General features: G+C 66.9%; 15 protein-coding genes. 5 read left to right on the top strand and 10 right to left on the bottom strand.

Annotated elements, in window-relative coordinates:
* Positions 1 to 7: 7 nt before the first annotated feature.
* Both A5681_RS16105 and A5681_RS16100 read right to left on the bottom strand, forming a co-directional pair.
* Positions 8 to 796, bottom strand: coding sequence for a 2-keto-4-pentenoate hydratase (locus A5681_RS16105; protein WP_067276689.1), 789 nt, complete (start codon positions 794 to 796; stop codon positions 8 to 10).
* The gene (locus tag A5681_RS16100; protein WP_067276685.1) at positions 793 to 1452 is read right to left on the bottom strand and encodes a TetR/AcrR family transcriptional regulator; all 660 of its coding nucleotides are present in this window, start codon (positions 1450 to 1452) and stop codon (positions 793 to 795) included. Before A5681_RS16100 ends, A5681_RS16105 begins: the two co-directional genes overlap by 4 nt.
* Before the next feature lie 91 nt (positions 1453 to 1543).
* Between A5681_RS16100 and A5681_RS16095 the strand changes: the two genes are divergently transcribed.
* The 5 genes from A5681_RS16095 to A5681_RS16080 are packed head-to-tail and all read left to right on the top strand — an operon-like array spanning position 1544 to position 6048.
* On the top strand, positions 1544 to 3091 hold the full coding sequence (locus A5681_RS16095) for a bifunctional 3-(3-hydroxy-phenyl)propionate/3-hydroxycinnamic acid hydroxylase (RefSeq protein ID WP_067276682.1): 1548 nt from the start codon (positions 1544 to 1546) through the stop codon (positions 3089 to 3091).
* Between the two features lie 11 nt (positions 3092 to 3102).
* Positions 3103 to 3948, top strand: coding sequence for an alpha/beta fold hydrolase (locus A5681_RS16090; RefSeq protein ID WP_067276679.1), 846 nt, complete (start codon positions 3103 to 3105; stop codon positions 3946 to 3948).
* A 20-nt stretch (positions 3949 to 3968) separates the two neighbouring features.
* Complete coding sequence (locus A5681_RS16085) at positions 3969 to 4970, top strand: VOC family protein (protein ID WP_067276675.1); 1002 nt, start codon at positions 3969 to 3971, stop codon at positions 4968 to 4970.
* 23 nt (positions 4971 to 4993) lie between these two features.
* A complete protein-coding gene (locus A5681_RS27170) occupies positions 4994 to 5170 on the top strand; it encodes a hypothetical protein (protein ID WP_156738005.1) in 177 nt (58 codons plus the stop codon).
* Positions 5167 to 6048, top strand: a complete 882-nt coding sequence (locus A5681_RS16080) for an antibiotic biosynthesis monooxygenase (RefSeq protein WP_067276672.1) — start codon at positions 5167 to 5169, stop codon at positions 6046 to 6048. Before A5681_RS27170 ends, A5681_RS16080 begins: the two co-directional genes overlap by 4 nt.
* Positions 6049 to 6114: 66 nt before the next feature.
* Here A5681_RS16080 and A5681_RS16075 read toward each other — a convergent pair whose 3' ends face one another.
* The 8 genes from A5681_RS16075 to A5681_RS16040 form a co-directional block, all read right to left on the bottom strand.
* Positions 6115 to 7305 (bottom strand): AI-2E family transporter, encoded by a 1191-nt coding sequence (locus tag A5681_RS16075; protein WP_231996330.1) that lies wholly within the window; start codon positions 7303 to 7305, stop codon positions 6115 to 6117.
* Between the two features lie 235 nt (positions 7306 to 7540).
* Positions 7541 to 8818, bottom strand: a complete 1278-nt coding sequence (locus A5681_RS16070; RefSeq protein ID WP_067276669.1) for a hypothetical protein — start codon at positions 8816 to 8818, stop codon at positions 7541 to 7543.
* Between the two features lie 4 nt (positions 8819 to 8822).
* Positions 8823 to 9587: an SDR family NAD(P)-dependent oxidoreductase gene (locus A5681_RS16065; RefSeq protein WP_067276666.1), complete on the bottom strand. Its 765-nt coding sequence runs from the start codon at positions 9585 to 9587 to the stop codon at positions 8823 to 8825.
* Positions 9584 to 11965: a CaiB/BaiF CoA transferase family protein gene (locus tag A5681_RS16060; protein WP_067276665.1), complete on the bottom strand. Its 2382-nt coding sequence runs from the start codon at positions 11963 to 11965 to the stop codon at positions 9584 to 9586. Before A5681_RS16060 ends, A5681_RS16065 begins: the two co-directional genes overlap by 4 nt.
* Before the next feature lie 19 nt (positions 11966 to 11984).
* On the bottom strand, positions 11985 to 12953 hold the full coding sequence (locus A5681_RS16055) for an enoyl-CoA hydratase/isomerase family protein (RefSeq protein ID WP_067276664.1): 969 nt from the start codon (positions 12951 to 12953) through the stop codon (positions 11985 to 11987).
* A gap of 30 nt (positions 12954 to 12983) precedes the next feature.
* A complete protein-coding gene (locus A5681_RS16050) occupies positions 12984 to 13820 on the bottom strand; it encodes a mycofactocin-coupled SDR family oxidoreductase (RefSeq protein WP_067276883.1) in 837 nt (278 codons plus the stop codon).
* Entirely contained in the window at positions 13817 to 15022 is a 1206-nt protein-coding gene (locus A5681_RS16045) for a cytochrome P450 (protein WP_067276662.1), read from the bottom strand. The genes A5681_RS16050 and A5681_RS16045 overlap by 4 nt, the downstream gene beginning before the upstream one ends.
* Positions 15023 to 15283: 261 nt before the next feature.
* A complete protein-coding gene (locus tag A5681_RS16040) occupies positions 15284 to 15970 on the bottom strand; it encodes a TetR/AcrR family transcriptional regulator (RefSeq protein WP_067276658.1) in 687 nt (228 codons plus the stop codon).
* Positions 15971 to 16036: the final 66 nt, after the last annotated feature.

The following is a 16036-nucleotide window of genomic DNA, read 5'->3' as shown; positions in this document are numbered from 1 at the left end:
TGGGCTCTTACTCGAAACTCACGCTGACTGAACCGAGCCCGCCGACCGTTGCTGATGCGCGGTCCCCGGCGGCGACGAACATGGCCGTGGTGTACGAGCCGGACATCACGAACTCGCCGGCCTCGATCGTGGTGCCGTATTTGGCGACCGCGTTGGCCAGCCACGCGACGGCGGCGGCGGGGTGACCCATCACGGCGGTGCCCGCGCCCTTGGCCACGGTCACGTCGTTGACGACGAGGGTGGCGGTGGTCTCGGGGAGCGCCGGCGCCCGGCCAAACGGCACCCACTCACCCAGCACCACCGCACCGGAGCTGGCGTTGTCGGCCACGGTGTCCGCCAACGTGATCCGCCAGTCGGCGATCCGGCTGTCGACGATCTCCAATGCCGGGGCGACGGCTTCGGTCGCGGCCAGCACGTCGCCGATCGTCACGTTCGGACCGCGCAACGGCTCGCGCATCAGGAAGGCGACCTCGGGTTCGACGCGCGGCGCGCAGAACGCGGTGACCGGCACGGCCGCGCCGTCGGGCAACACCATGCTGTCGAGGACGTAGCCGAAGTCGGGCTCGTCCACGCCAAGGAGCTCCTGCATGGGCGCGGAGGTGATGCCGATCTTGTGGCCGCGCAGCACGCGCCCCTCGGCGAGGTAGCGGGCCATGTTGCTGCGCTGCACCGAATATGCCTGTGCCACCGTCATATTCGGATACGTCTGCGTCAGCGGCTCGATCGGGACGCGGGTGCGCTGGGCGTCGTAGAGCAGTTGAGCGGCGTCGGTCAGCTGAGCGGATTGAACGGTCATGCCGAGTCCCCGGGCTCAAGCAGCTTGGCCGCCATGTCGAAGACGATGCGGACGTGCAGGTCCAACAACCTGGCCAGGTCTACGGAGTCGCCACCGACCTCCTTGGCGATGAACAAGCCATCGGCGCCGGCGATCGCGTAGGTGGTCAGCAGGTGCACACCTTCGTCGCCAAGCTCCGGCGCAATCTGCCGCACCATCTCGGCGAACCGATGGAACGCGCGATCGCGGACCTCGAGGAACATCTCCCTGGCCCGCGGCTCGACGGGCCGGCGCTCGAGGCTCAGCATCAGCCCGAGGCGCAGGAAGTCCGGCGCGTCGAGCAGGGCCTTGGCGACCCGGCCGCCGAACTCGGTCATCCATTCGCGGTCGACCGTCACTTCCGGCAGGTCGAGCTCGGCCAGCCAGCGCTGGAAGCTTCGTTCGATGACCGCGGCGATCAGGTCGTCCTTGTCGGTGAAGTGCCAGTAGATGGAGGTCGGCGGCAGGCCGCTCTTCTTGCTGACCAGTGAGATCGTCGTGCCGTCGTAGCCGCGCTCGGTGGCGACTTCGGTGGCCGCGTCGAGAATCCGCTCGCGCGACTGTTCGCCGTTGGCGCGCGTGCGCCGCTGAGCGCGGGGGTCGGGGGCTTTGGCGCCGGCCGCTTTTTTCTGTGCCACATTCCCTCCTTCAAGGTGTTGACGATCACGCTATCGAGAGCTTACTGTATGGAGCACTACATTAACAACCTCTTCACCGAAGGTTCCCCACATGTCAGACCAACCGATTTATGACGTAGCGATCGTCGGGTACGGGCCGGTCGGCGTCACCGCCGCCAACCTGCTCGGCCAGCTGGGCCTCAAGGTCGTCGTCGTGGAGCGCGATCCGAACATTTACGTGCGTGCCAGGGCCATTTCGACCGACGAGGAGGTCGTGCGCATCTGGCAACAGGTCGGCCTGGCCGACCGCCTCAACGCCGACATGCAGCCCGGCAACGGCGCCAACTTCGTCGACGCGGACGGCGTGCCGTTCGTGCGGCTCCTGCCGGTGTCGCGCGGCAACGGCCACCCGCCGCAACAGTTCATCTACCAGCCGGCGCTGGAGAAGGTGCTGCGCGAGGGGGTGGACCGCTTCCCCAACGTCAAGGTCCTCCTCGAGCACGAGTGCCTGCGGGTGGTTCAGCGTGACGAGCACGTCGAACTCATGCTGGCCGATCTTCGCGCCGACGAGTTCCGGCGGATCCGGGCGTCTTACGTGATCGCCGCGGACGGCGGGTCGAGCTTCATCCGCGGCCAGCTGGGCATCGGTTTCAGCGGGCGCACCTACGGGGAGCGCTGGATCGTCATCGACACCAAGGTGCTCAAGGAATGGCCGGGCCACGACCGGCTGCGCTTCCACTGCAACCCGGAGCGGCCGACCGTCGACTGCCCCACCCCGCTGGGGCATCACCGGTGGGAGTTCCCGGTGCGCGACGAGGAGGACGAGAGGGACCTGCTCTCCGAGGAGGCGATCTGGAAGGTGCTGCGGGGACAGGGGATCTCGCCCGACAACGTGAAGATCCTCGGGTTCGCCTGCTACAGCCACCACGTTCGCTTCGCCGACCGGTGGCGCGTCGGCCGCGTCTTCCTGGCCGGCGACGCCGCGCACGCGATGCCGCCGTGGATCGGTCAGGGCATGTGCGCCGGTGTTCGCGACGTGGCGAACCTGTGCTGGAAGCTGGCCGCGGTGCTCAACGGGTCGCTGCCCGAGTCGGTGCTGGACACCTACCAAGCCGAGCGGATGCCACACGTGAAGGAGGTCACCAACCGCGCGGTCAAGACGGGCAAGCTGATCATCCAACGCGACCCGCGGCGCGCCGCCGTGCGAAACCACTTCTTCCGCACCGCGAGCAAGGTGCCGGGGTTCACGTCCTGGCTCCGCCAGCACCGCTGGCTGCCCGACGCGCGTTACCAGAAGGGTTTGTTGGCGCACAACGGAAACGGCGCCGTCGGCTGGCTCATCCAGCAGCCGTGGGTGGTCGAGGAGAAGGGTGACGCCGTCCGGCTGGACGACGTCATCGGCGGCCGCTGGACCGTGCTGCACCTCGGGCCGGCCCCCGATCTGCGGGAGTGGCGCGATGCGGGCGTCCCCGTCCTGAAAATCCTTGTGCCCGGCGCGGTTCCGAGTGCGGACAGCATCGTGGACGCGGACGGCATCCTGACGCGCTGGCTCGACAAGCGCGGCGCGTCGGTGGTGGTGGTGCGGCCCGACGGGTTCGTGTACGCCGCCGCCAAGGAAGACGAGCGGCTGCCGGGGCCCCCGGCCGGGCTCAAGGTATAGGGAGGAAATTGATGACCAGCGACACCATGACCGAGCGCACCGTGCGCGTCAACGGGAAAGACATCTTCCTCGTCGAGGCTGGGGACGGCCCACCGGTGGTCCTCCTGCACGGCGGCGGGCCGGGTGCGTCGGGCGTGTCGAACTATTCGAAGAACATCGAGCCCCTGGCCGAGAACTTCCGCGTGATCGTCCCCGACATGCCCGGCTACGGCCGCTCGTCCAAGGGGGTCGATCGCGACGATCCGTTCGGCTACGTGGCCGATCACATCCGCGGCATGCTCGACCAACTCGACATCCAGCGCGCGCACCTGGTCGGCAACTCCCTCGGCGGTGCCTGCGCGTTGCGCCTCGCCCTGGACACCCCGCATCGGGTCGACAAACTCGTGCTGATGGGCCCGGGCGGTGTCGGGACGAGCCGTGGGCTGCCGACCGCGGGGTTGAAAAGCCTGCTGTCGTACTACGGCGGCGACGGGCCCAGCCCCGAAAAGCTGCGCACCTTCATCCGCTCGTATCTGGTGTACGACGGCGAATCCGTCCCGGATGCCCTGATCGAGTCGCGCTACCAGTCGTCGATCGAGCCCGAGGTCGTCGCCAATCCGCCCCTGCAACGGCCGACGGGCCCAAGGGTGTTGTGGCGAATGGACTTCACCCGCGACCGCAGGCTCAAGCACCTGGCCACCCCGACGCTCGTCATCTGGGGACGTGACGACAAGGTCAACAAGCCCAGCGGCGCGGCGATGCTGGGCGAGCGGATGCCCAACGCCGACGTGCTCATCACGGCGAACACGGGCCACTGGGTCCAGTGGGAACGCGCCGACTTCTTCAACGCCGTCACCACCGCGTTTCTGACGACCTGACCATCTGTAAGGAGAATCTCATGACCACTGACATCTTCGGCAATGTCCACCTGGGCTATGTCGTGATCGAAACCAACAAGTTCGCCGACTGGAAGCGCTTCGGGCGCGACGCGATCGGCATGCACCTCGACGAGATGATGCCCGACACGATGCGGTTTCGCTTGGACGCCAACGAATGTCGCTTCCTACTGCGGCGGGGGCCGGCGGAGGACGTCGTCGCCTTCGGTTGGCATCTCGACGACCACGCCACCTTCGACGAAATCTGCCGGAGGGTCACCGACCACGGCGTGCCGGCCGTGGAGGGCTCCGACGACGACGCCAAACTCCGCGGCGTGGAGCGCTTCCTGCGGTTCCCCGGACCCAACGGGCTGACCCAGGAGGTGTACACCACCGCCCGCACGGCGCCGCTGGCGCTGGACATACCGGGCAGCGGGTTCGTCACCGGCGCAGGGGGATTGGGCCACGTGGCGATCTTCACGAAGAAGCCGCACGAGATGCGGGGCTACTACGACCACGTGTTCAACGCGCGCCTGTCGGACTACATCGACGAGACGATCAACGGCCTCAAGCTGAAGGTCCGCTTCCTGCGCGTCAACGAACGTCACCACTCCGTGGCGATCGCATCCGTGAACATGTTGCCCGTCAACCCGATTCGCACGCGGGTGCAACACGTGAACGTCCAAGCCGCCACGCTCGACGACATGGTGACGTCGTATCAGCGCGTCAAGGCGCTCGGTTTCGAGATGACGATGTCGGTCGGGCAGCACACCAACGACAAGGAACTGTCGTACTACGCGATGACCCCATCGGGATTCGAGTGGGAGGTCGGCTGGAACCCGATCGTCGTCGACGAGTCCGTCTGGAAGCCGACGACCCACCAGGGCATCAGCATCTGGGGGCACAAGCTGGAGGGGCAGACGGTGGTCGACAAGCTCGAGATGTTCGCCGTGGCCGCACGTTCGGTGCTGCATCGCGAGGACACCGTCCCCGCGCTCAGTTCCCCGGCGATCGCCGACGACTGAGGTACGCGAGGCGGATAATCGCGATGAGCGCCAACGCCGCCGCCTCGGTTCCCGACGCGCCCTCGCCCGCCGAAATCGCGGTAGTCCTGCGGCTGATCGAGCCCCTGCGCAAGCTGATCAACCCCAAGGTGTACGCGATCGACGTCGCCGAGCGCGGTGTCCTGCTCGTCGGCAACCACACCGTGAGGAGTCGTCGATGAATGGCGCGGACGCCGCGACCGCACATCTGGAACGAGAAGCCAGCGCGGTGACGTCCCACGGTCCCGGCTATGCCACCGTGGTCATATCGCGGCGAGTGAGCGACAACGAATACCGGCGGTTTCGACGCTGGCTGCGCCGCCTGCGCCGGGCGATCGAGCGGTCTTCCGGTTACATCGGCATGAGCGTGCAGCCACCCGACGAGAACCACCCGCACGAGTGGGTGGTGATCTATCAGTTTCGGTCGGAACGAGACCTTGATGCGTGGTTGTGCTCTGCACAGCGCGCGGCCTTGATCGCTGAATGCGACGCATATCTTGTGGATCGGCCTATAGAGCAACGCATCGTTCAACCCCGAACCGATAGCGTCACCCTGATCAGTGCTGTCCGTTTACGCCGGGGAGCCGAAAGGGCCCACCGCGAGCTCCACGAGAATGCCGTGGCGGCCGCCGGCGCGCTGGGTGATCTTCTTCGTCACCAACTCATCCCGGCCGTCGCGGGCGCTCAACCGGACACGGTGGCACTGCTGACGTTTCACACCCGTGACGATCTCGACCGCTGGATGAGGTCTGCGCAACGCCGGGACATTCTGCGAGCCATGGCGGCACTGACCGAAAGCGAGCGAACCGTCAACGTCGTCGGCGGCTACGCCGGCTGGTTCAGTCCGTCGGGCGCTGCGCCCAAACGATGGAAACAAGCGATCGCCGTGGTCGCCGGGTTGATACCCGTCTCGCTCTTGGTCACCGTTGTCCGCCAGTCGGTCGCTCCCGACCTTCCGCTGTGGGCCATGGTGCCGTTCACCACGGTGGCAAACGTGGCGATCCTGACATGGCTCGTGATGCCGTTCATCACCCGTGCGCTGCGAGGGTGGCTGACCTAACTCATCGGCCGAAATGTCGAGCCGGATAGAACGGTCAGGGCCACGCGCCGGTGGGGCCGGACTCCATCATGCTTCATCCAGCGTCGGAAACAGGAGTTCCGAAACCAGGAGCTGCACTGCCGCGGCGACGGGTATCGCGACCAGCGCCCCTACTACCCCGAGCAGCGCCGCGCCGATCAGAACGGCGAACACGGTCACTCCTCCGGGCACCCTCACCGCACGCCCGATGATCTTGGGCGTCAACAGGTAGTCCTCGGCCAAGCGGAACGCGACGTAGAAAGCCACCGTGGCGATACTGACCGGGATGGACACCGTCAGCGCCACCAGCGCGACGACAAACCCGCCGACCGTTGACCCATAGGGGAATAGATCGATGATCGCGACGAACAGCCCGAGCAGCACCGCATAGGGAACATGCAGGAAGAAGCACCATACGAACGTTGCCGCACCGGCGATGACAGACGTCAGCACATTGCCGAAAACATAGTCACCGAACTTCGCCATCACCTCGTCGCCGATGAGGATCGCACGCGGTCGCCGCGACTTCGGAACCAACCGATACATGGTCGATCGAATCCGCGGCAGTTCGGCCAGAAAATAGACGGTGAGCACGGCCACTATCCCGACGTGTGACAGTGCTCCGAAGATCGTCTCGCCGGCCTTGAGGAGGCCCCCAATAGCGGGCGAGCCCGAATTGTGGAGCATGTCGCTGATCCGCTGTTGAACATGGAAGCGCTCGTTTAGTCCCCCGATCACGGTGGAGCGGCTCTGTGCCTGCTGAAGAAAATGTGGGACCTGCTCGATGAATTGACGGGCTTCCTGCACCAGCGGGGGGACCGCCGCCGCCACGGCGCCGGCGAGGACCCCAAACACCATCACGACCACGAGGCTTACCGCCGCCCAGCGCGGCAGTTTGCGGTTCACTAGCCCGGACACCGCAGGCTCAAGCCCGAGGGCGAAAAATAACGCCGCCCCGATCAAGACCAGAACCGAGGACGCTGCCCCCAGCATCCGCACCGCCCCATAGGTGACTGCCACACCCGCCGAGGCCGTCAGCCCCAGATAAAACGGCGAACGCCGATCGAATCGTTGACCCCGGGTACCGAACGGGTGGCTGTCCGATCGTAGTTGCGCCGCGGTGTTTTCGGCGGCCGCGATGGCCCCTTCCTCGTCGCGGTGCGGGCGACCCACGCGGCGGTGATGGCCCCGATCGGCGAGGTCCTTACCGCCGGCCGGGCCGTTGTCATTGTTCTCCACTGTCCCTACTCCGTTCGTCAGCAGGAAATGAACCCACGATGTCCGCGGCGTCGTTTTAACAGTGACGCTGAGCTATCGGACCCGGGCCAGAATCACAGATCCCACTTGAATGAAGTCCGTGGCCGCCGTCGACCCGGTGGTTCCTTCGGCGATTTTCCTGGCGCTGGCCGGGTTGCGGAATGGCGACGGCCGCAGGACCCGATGCTTCGAGATGGCGACGACGATGAGCCGTAGCTCAATCGCCATCGGCGAGTACGTTGTCCAGCAGGTCGCCGACGCGATGCCGGTCCCACAGGAACAACAGGTTCGAGAGCATCTGCAGCGGTGCGCGCACGCCCTCGTCGTCCTTGATGAGCGGATGCGTGCGGCTGTTCGGGATGGCCTCGAATCGCTTCCGGATCATTCCGGGCACACCCAGCAGCCACGCGACGCCCATCGCCGCCGCATAGAGCAAGGTGCTGCGGCGCAACCGAACCGGGTCGAGATCCGGCCCACCGTAACGCTGGAACTCGGAAACGAACAGCTCCAGCAGTTCGTCCAGATGGGCGTCCCAGAGACCGGTTTCGGCGCCCGACATGGCTCCCCAGATCGCCATGCCCAGGTTCATCTGCCCGACGCATCCCCAATCCAACAGGCCGCAGCGCAGAACGCCGCCCTTATCACGCCAAAACCACGCGTTGTCGATGTTGGCATTCCAATGGCACAGCGCGACACAGTCGGAGTCAGCGGCCAGAAGGCGGGTGATCGCGTGCTCGTGGGCCGCGAACCGCGGCACGTCTTCCCGCAGGCGGCTGATCAATCCCGCCGATGCGCCCGGCAGCAATCCGCCGTGAGCCCGGGCGAATTCGGCCAGCTCGTCCAGTCGGCGCTGCAGCCTGTCCGCCGACAGTGGCGCGCGCTCCCCCACCGTCGCCGCGGCCACGTCCAGCGGAAAGGGCGCGGTCAGCGCGGCCGGCAGCCGCCCGGATCGGTGGGTTCCGGCGAGCCGGGCCAGCGCGGTGAGCAACGCGCGGTAATGCTGCAAGGGCTGGGGCATCTGGTAGTCGAGGCACTTGTGATACTGCGGCTCGATCCCCTTCTCGCCGAATCGAATCCGCTCAGTTATCAGGATTCCGGTTCCGGTCTCGCGATGATAGTCGGCGAATTGCGCCTGGGGCACCGCGATGGGGAACCCCTGTGCCCGGGACAGCGCCGCGAATCGCACCTCCGGCTCCATCTGCGTCTTGCCGCGGTCCCGCGCCGGGTCGTCGAAATCGCGGGAGAACTTGACGAACAGGTCGGTGTGCAGATCCGGTGCCGACTTGGCGTATTCGACCGAGAGGGCGACCTTCCGGCCGGTGCTGCCGCCGGTGACCTCGCGCATCCCGGTGACGCGAGTGACGATGTTGTCTCGCAACGCCCCCGAGGCGAGAAATGCCTCGGTGAGAAAACGCGCGCCGCCGCTGCGCAGCGCCGCCGCGTCGGCCGGAAACGCCAACCCATAGTGGTCGCCCACGGCCCAACGTGAATCCAACTGATTACCAGGTTTGTTCGGCCGCGCGCACCAGCATGTGGTTGACCGCCACCCGGCGATCGCGGGTCACCATGAACAACACCGCGTCGGCGATGTCTTCGGGCCGCAGCTTGACCATGCCGGCGGTCTGACGTTCGAATGCCTCCCGGGACGGCTCGGCCAGGTGGCTGAAGATCTCGGTATCGACCGTCCCGGGGCCGACCACGCCGACGCGCACCCGCTGGCCGAGCACCTCTTGCCGAATCCCTTCGCTGAAGGCGTTCACGCCGAACTTGGTCAACGAGTACACCGCGGTGTTGGGCCGGGCGACCCACCCCGCGGTCGAACTGATGGTGACCAGATCGGCGACGCCGCGCGGCGAGTCGGCGGCGGCGCTGATCAGGTGCGGGAGCGCCGCGCGCGTGACATACAGCACCCCCTGCACATTCACCGTCACCATGGCGTCCCAATCCCGCAGCGACGCCTCGGCCGCGGGGCCGGACTGCATCAACCCGGCGTTGTTCACCACCGTGTCGAGCCGGCCGAACTCCGTCACGGCGCGGTGGACGGCCGCCGACACCTGTTCGGCGTCGGTGACGTCGGCGGCCACGGCAAGCGCTGCGCCCCCGGCGGATTCGATGTCGGCTTTCAGTTCGGCAAGCCGGTCGGCGCGGCGCGCGAGCAGGGCCACCGCGGCACCCTCGGCGGCCAACGCCTTCGCCGTCGCGGCGCCGATACCGCTGCTGGCACCGGTCACCAGGGCCGCGGTGTGCGCAAGTGTCGCCGTCATGTCCCACCCGTCGTCGAGCCGGCCGCCTCCGATGGCGCGCCCAGCATCCCGTGTAGCACATACTCGGTGTGCTCGCCCAGGTCTGGGGCGCCCCGGGCGATGCGCGCCTGGTCGCGGGCCATCCGCCAGGACGGCCCGACGATCGGCCGCTGGCCCTCGCGGTGGTCGCTGACGAACCGGTACAACCCGCGGTCCCACAGCCGCTGATCGCCGATCACGTCGAGGGCGGTGGCGCTCTTGCCGGCCGGCACCCCCGCCGCGCGCAAGCGCCGCGCCAGCCCCTCGGCGTCGTGGCTTTGGGTGAGCCGCCCGATGTCGGCGTCGAGTGTCTCGGCGTAGCAACGCCGTTCGTCAAAGCCGGCGTAACGGCCTTCCCGGGCCAGCGATGGGGCACCGAGGACCTCGCACAACGCCCGCCATTGCGCGTCGTCGGCCACGGCCACCGTGATCCAAGCGCCGTCCGCGCAGGGATAGCAGCCATGCGGGCACATGTCCGGGTGATCGTTGGCGCCGAGTCCGAGGGGCCGGCCGGTGAGGGCCTGCTCGAGCAGGCAGTCGCCGACCATCGACGACAGGGTCTCCACCGCCGATACGTCGACGAATTGCCCCGCGCCGGTGAGTTCGCGATGCAGCAGCGCCACGACGGCGGCGTACGCGGCCGCCGCACCGACGGTCGAATCGCCATAACGCATGCTCATTCCGAGCGGCGGCCCGCCGCGATAACCGACCAGCGAGGCGAGCCCGGCCAGGGCGGCGAAGCAGGGCGCGTACCCGGTCTGATGACCCAGCGGCCCGTCGTTGCCCCACATCTTGATCGACACCGAGATGATGTCCGGCTTGATCTCGCTCAGCTGCGCGTACCCCAGGCCCTGGCGTTCCATCGCGCCCGGGCGCAGGTTGTTGATCACGATGTCGCTGCGGCCGATCAGCTCCCGCAACCGCGACATGCCCTCGGCGGACTTGATATCCAGGTCGACGCTGAGGATTTCGGAATTGATGCTCAAAAAATACGGCGCATGGTCGATGTCGGTGCCGCCGTAGGCGCGCATCTCCTCGGGGCTGGCCGCGGTTTCGATCTTGATGACCTCGGCGCCCAGCATCGCCAGCAGCTTGCCCGCATACGGGCCGGCCCACACCTTGGTGAGCTCGACGACCCGCACACCTTCGAGCGGTCCGCCGCGCGGCGACATCGGGGGCGTGAGCCGCGGCGAGGTGACCCGCGGCCGCGGGCGATCGGCATCGATGCCGTCCAGAACCTGGCGGGTGTGCTGACCGAGACGCGGTGCGGCATGGGTGATGCGCGCCGGTGACGCGCTGAACGCGTACGGCACCGTCGGGTAGGCCGCGTCGCCAAGGACGGGGTGGTGCACCCGCTGGAAGAATTCCCGATGGCGGTATTGCGGCGAGTCGTGCAGGTCCGCGGCGCCGTTCACCGGCACCAGCGGCACACCCAGGCGCTGGGCGCGGTCGGACGCGTCGTCCTTGGCCAGGTCCCGAATCCACGCCGCGAAGCCACGGTGAAATGCCGCGACCTTTTCCGCGGTCACGGAGAACTCCAGCCAGTCGTCCTCGAACGCGCCCAGCCAGTCCGGATGACCCATGAGTTCTTTCAGGCCCCGCCAGTGGGCCCGGCTGGTCATGTACAGGTAGACGAATCCGTCGGCGCACGCGAAAAACGCTGCGGGACCGGCCTGGTCGAAGTCGCCGCGGTGACCCTCGGCGATCACCTCGCCGGTGATGAATCGACCGAGGATGCAATCGGCGCGCGAAGCCAGGACCGCCTGCCCGGAGATGTCGATGGACTCGCCGCGGCCGCTGTGCAGCCGCCCGAACAGGGATGCGGTCACGCAGAGCGCGGCATCGAGTCCGGCTTCGTAGTCGGCCAGGAACCGGCCGGGCCCCTGCAGCGGCGGCTTGGTGGGGTCGGGGTGGCTGGGCGTGTGGTATCCCCAGCCGCTGGCGTGGAACACGTTGATGCTTGCGGCATCGTCGAATTCGGGTGGTGCGCCCTGCCCGAACGGCGTGATCGCGCAGAACACCACATCCGGGTGCCGCCGGGACCAGTCGCCCTCCCCATCCCGGGCTCGGTCGTCGATGACCGCGTCCGCGGTGTCGACGAGCTTGCGCAGGGCGGCAACGCCGTCGGCGGTACCCCGATCCAGCACGACGGACCGCTTGTTGGTGTTGAGGTACGCGAACAGCCCGCTGCCATCGCTCCCGTCGGCCAGGACGGGAGCCATCGCCCGCGTGGGGCTGCCGCGCTCCGGCGCCTCGACCTTGATGATCTCGGCACCGAAGTCGGCCAACAGCTTTCCGCAGTATTCGCCCGCGACCGAGCCGGCCAGCTCAACGACCCGGAACCCCGTCAGCGCCGACATGGGAGCCCTCCAGAAACGGTCAGGGCTTCGCCCGTCCAGAGCGGCTCAGGCGCCACTCCGGCGGGAAGTTCAGGTCGTTGTCCTTGACGACGTTGTTGAGGCCCTTCTCGAAGGTGCCCTCGGTGAGGTCGACTTCTTCCGCATCGTTCTTGATCATCGGAAGCATGCCCTCGACCATGCCCGTGAGCAGGCTGCCGAAGTATTCACCCTTGTGCTGCTTGTAGAGCTCCAGGAAGGTCTTCTGCACCGCGACGGTGTCGGTCGGGCGGGAGCGCGAGCATGCCATCGCGTACTTCAGAGTTTCGTCTTCCAGCTTCTCCCGGGGTACCACGCTGTTGACGAAGCCGCACTCGTACATCTCCTTGGCGGTGAAAGGCCGCCCCGTGAACAGCATTTCGGAGAACTTGCGCAGGCCCATCGTCTCGGCCCACCACCACAGGCGTGGTCCCCAACCCACGTAGCGGAACGCGGGATGGCCGAAGAGGGCATCGTCCGAGGAGATCACCAGGTCGGCGTCGCCCGCCTGGTAGAAGTGCCAGCCGTAGCAGTAGCCCTTGGCCTCGATGATGCTGATCTTGCGCAGTTCCTGCAGCGGCCGGTTGCCCGCCCGGGCCTTGGCGTAGAAGTCGGTGACGGTGGACAGGTAGCGATACGACCCGCCCGGCGGGTATTTGACGTCGTCGTCGTTGATCGCGAGCTCGTGGTGCAGGGGCAGGCCCGGATTCTCCAGCATCGGCCGCTGTTCGGGCAGGTCGCCTCCGCTGCCGAAATCCTGGCCCTCGCCACGGATCACGACGACCTTGACGTCGTCATCGACGTTGCACTTGTGGATCAGGTCGGCGTAGTTCTGCCGCATTCCCAAGGTGGTGGAGTTGAGCTCCTCGGGGCGGTTGAAGGTGATGTAGGCGATCCGGTTCTTCTTGTCCTTCTCGAACTTGATGTACTGCTCGGCTTCCTTCTTCAACTTCTCGTAGTCGTATTCGGGCATCGGCTTCTCCAACTTCTCTTGTATTGGCGCTTATTTGAGCAAGCTGCCCGCGTCGACGGGAAGCGAAACGCCAGTGACATAACGCGATTCGTCAGAGGCGAGGAACAGGACCGCGTTGCTGATGTCCGCGGCTTCCACCCACGGCACCGGCAGCGTGTGCATCATCTGGGAGATCGGGGCGAAGTCGTCCGGCCCCGGATTCTCCAGGTCGGGGCGGAAAAGCCGGAACGTGTTGTCGTTCATCACCATCGTGGTGCTGACCTGGGTGGGTAGCACCGAGTTCACGCGGACCATATGCGGACCGAGCTCGACGGCGAAGGCGCGCATCAGGCCGATGACGCCGTGTTTGGCCGCGATGTAGTGGCCGGTGTTCGGGTACGCCTTGCGCCCGCCGACCGAGCTGGTCAGCACGATGGATCCGCCGCGTCCACCCGAAAGCATGTGCGGGACACCGGCTTTGACCGTGTGCCAAACGCCGGTCAGGTTGATGTCGATCATGTCCTGCCAGACGTTCTCCCGAATCTTGTGCAGCTTCCTGCCATCGGTGCCCACGCCCGCGTTCGCGACGATGATGTCGAGCCGCCCGAGCTGTTCCACACCGCCGTCCACCGCGGACTTCAGCCCCTCATAGTCGCGGACGTCCACCTGCGCGGTGACGATGCGACGATCGTGGGCCTTCACCAGGTCGGCCGTCTCGGCCAGGTCTTCCGGCGTCGAGTGCGGATAGGCCAGGTTCTCGATCGGCCCGCAGACGTCGATCGCGATGATGTCGGCGCCCTCCTGCGCCAAGCGCACCGCGTGGCTGCGGCCCTGACCGCGGGCGGCGCCGCTGACAAACGCGACCTTGCCCTCGACGCGGCCGGTCATCTCGGCACCAAAGCCGGCATGCATTCCCAGCCGCGGACCGTCGACGTCGGGCTCAGCGTGGCATTGGCCAGGTCGACCTCCCACTCGGGGAAACGTCTCAAGATCTCCTCCAGCGCGACGCGGCCCTCCAGGCGAGCCAGGGCCGAGCCCAGGCAGAAGTGGGTGCCCACGCTGAAGGTGAGGTGGGGACGGACCCTCCGATGGATATTGAATTCGCCCGCATCCGGCCCGAATTGGCGTTCGTCGCGGCACGCCGCGCCGATGAGCATCATCAACACGCTGCCCTCGGGGACCGTCTGGTCGTGCAGGCTGACGTCGCGGGTCACATAGCGCGACACGTGCGGCGCGGGCGGCTCGTAGCGCAGCAACTCCTCGATCGCCTGCGGGATGAGCTCGGGATGCTCGACCAGGTCGCGGCGTTGATCGGGATGTTCGGCCAGAACTTTGCCGGCCCAACCGATCAGCCGGGTCGTGGTTTCATTCCCCGCTCCGGCGACGACGTTGAGGTACACCAGGATCTCGTCACGGGTGAGCCGCCGCGTGGTGCCGGATTCGTCGACGAATTCGACGTTCAGCAGCTCGGTCATGATGTCATCGGACGGATGTTCGGCACGCCAGTCGATGTAGGCCTCGAACTGCTCCCCCACCGACAACCCGTGCTCGGCGGCGGCCATCGGCTTGCCCGCCTCGGTGCGCAGCTGGGCGTTGCCCCGGTCGCGGATGTACACCTGATCGTCTTCCGGTATCCCGAGTAGCGAGCTGATGACCTTCATCGGCATCTGGGCACCGAGGTCGGCCACGAAGTCGAAGTGGCCCGAGCCGACCAGCGGGTCCAGGAGTTGAGCGCAGTAGTCACGGATCATCGGTTCGAGCGCCGCGATCCTGCGCGGCGTGAACATGCGCGACAGCAGCTTGCGGTGGACGTCGTGGATCGGCGGGTCCTCGAAGATCAGCATCCCCGACGGGATCTCGAGGTTAGCCTTGATCAATTCCAGAATTGCGCCCCGTGCGGAGCTGAAAGTGACGTGGTCGACGAGCGCCTTGTTCACGTCGGCATAGCGGCTCACCGCGAAGAAGTCGTATTCGGCGTTGTAGTAAAGCGGCGCCTCTTCACGCAGACGCGCGAACATGGGGTACGGGTCGGCGATCAACTCGACATCGTACGGATCGAATCGCACATGGCTCTCGGTGCTCGTCGTCACGAAATCCCTCCTACCGCTGCCCCTTCCCGGCCGTCCGGGCCGCCTGCGCAGCGCTCGCGCTGCCAGCGTTCCAGCACTGAATCCGGTTCGGGCAATTTGTACACTCCGCTTAAATGCGTGGCTTTGACATGCGCACGGGCTGGGCTGAAATCGGCCCGTCAGCGTGGCCTAACTCTATTCTCGTAGAGAACCATATGGCGAATGGTCTGGCAAGACCCCATGCCGCGTCACCCGTCACCGATTCGCGCATGTCCGGCCCGCTCAGCCCGACGCCGTCGCGCGGCGCTGGACCGCCGCGGACTGGCCGGCTGCGTCGGTCAGCCGGCCCCGGTGCGAGCTGTGCAGGATGCCCGCCGCAATGGCCGACAAGATGCCGTCCAACTGCTCGGCCGTGTCGACGATCCGGTCGCCGTGGGCGAACCGCACCAGCAGGCCGTTGATGAACGTCAGCGTCACATTGCTCAGGTCTTCGACCACGGCGGGCTCCAGGTCCGCGCCGTGCGGCATGAGCTGCACCAGGATTTCGCGGTGCAGCTTGGTGAATTCGTCCGTGGCCCGTTGCAGAATCGCGGCCAGTGCCGGATCGCGCGCGGCCTGCATCGTCAGCTCGTAACGCGCCTTGGTTCGGGACAGCTGCGGACCGTTGCCCGATCGAATGACCACCTGTGACAGTCGCGAGGGCGAGGGGTTCTCCCCCCGGCCGTCGGAGTCATCGGCGACGGACTGCAGGTCGGCGAGGTCCAGCTCGGCCAGCCGCTCGGCCACCGCGCGCAGCAGCGCCGAGCGGGTGCGGAAGTAGAACGACGTGGTGCCGTCAGGGACGCCGGCCTTGCGGTCGACCTTGAGATGGCTCAGTCCCTTGGCCCCGTCTTCGGCCAACAACTGGATGGCCGCATCGCACAGATCGCGGCGGCGCTCCCCTGGATTGGGCTTCCGGCGTTTGTCCATCGTTTGGAGGGACACGCTACTCTATATTCGTAGTGTCCGTAAAGGGTGCCGCAGCACCGGCCCGGC

Source organism: Mycobacterium scrofulaceum (genome assembly GCF_001667885.1).
Taxonomy (GTDB): Bacteria; Actinomycetota; Actinomycetes; order Mycobacteriales; family Mycobacteriaceae; genus Mycobacterium; species Mycobacterium scrofulaceum_C.
The sequence above is the reverse complement of the archived record's forward strand: the minus strand, read 5'-3'. Positions and strand labels throughout refer to the sequence as shown.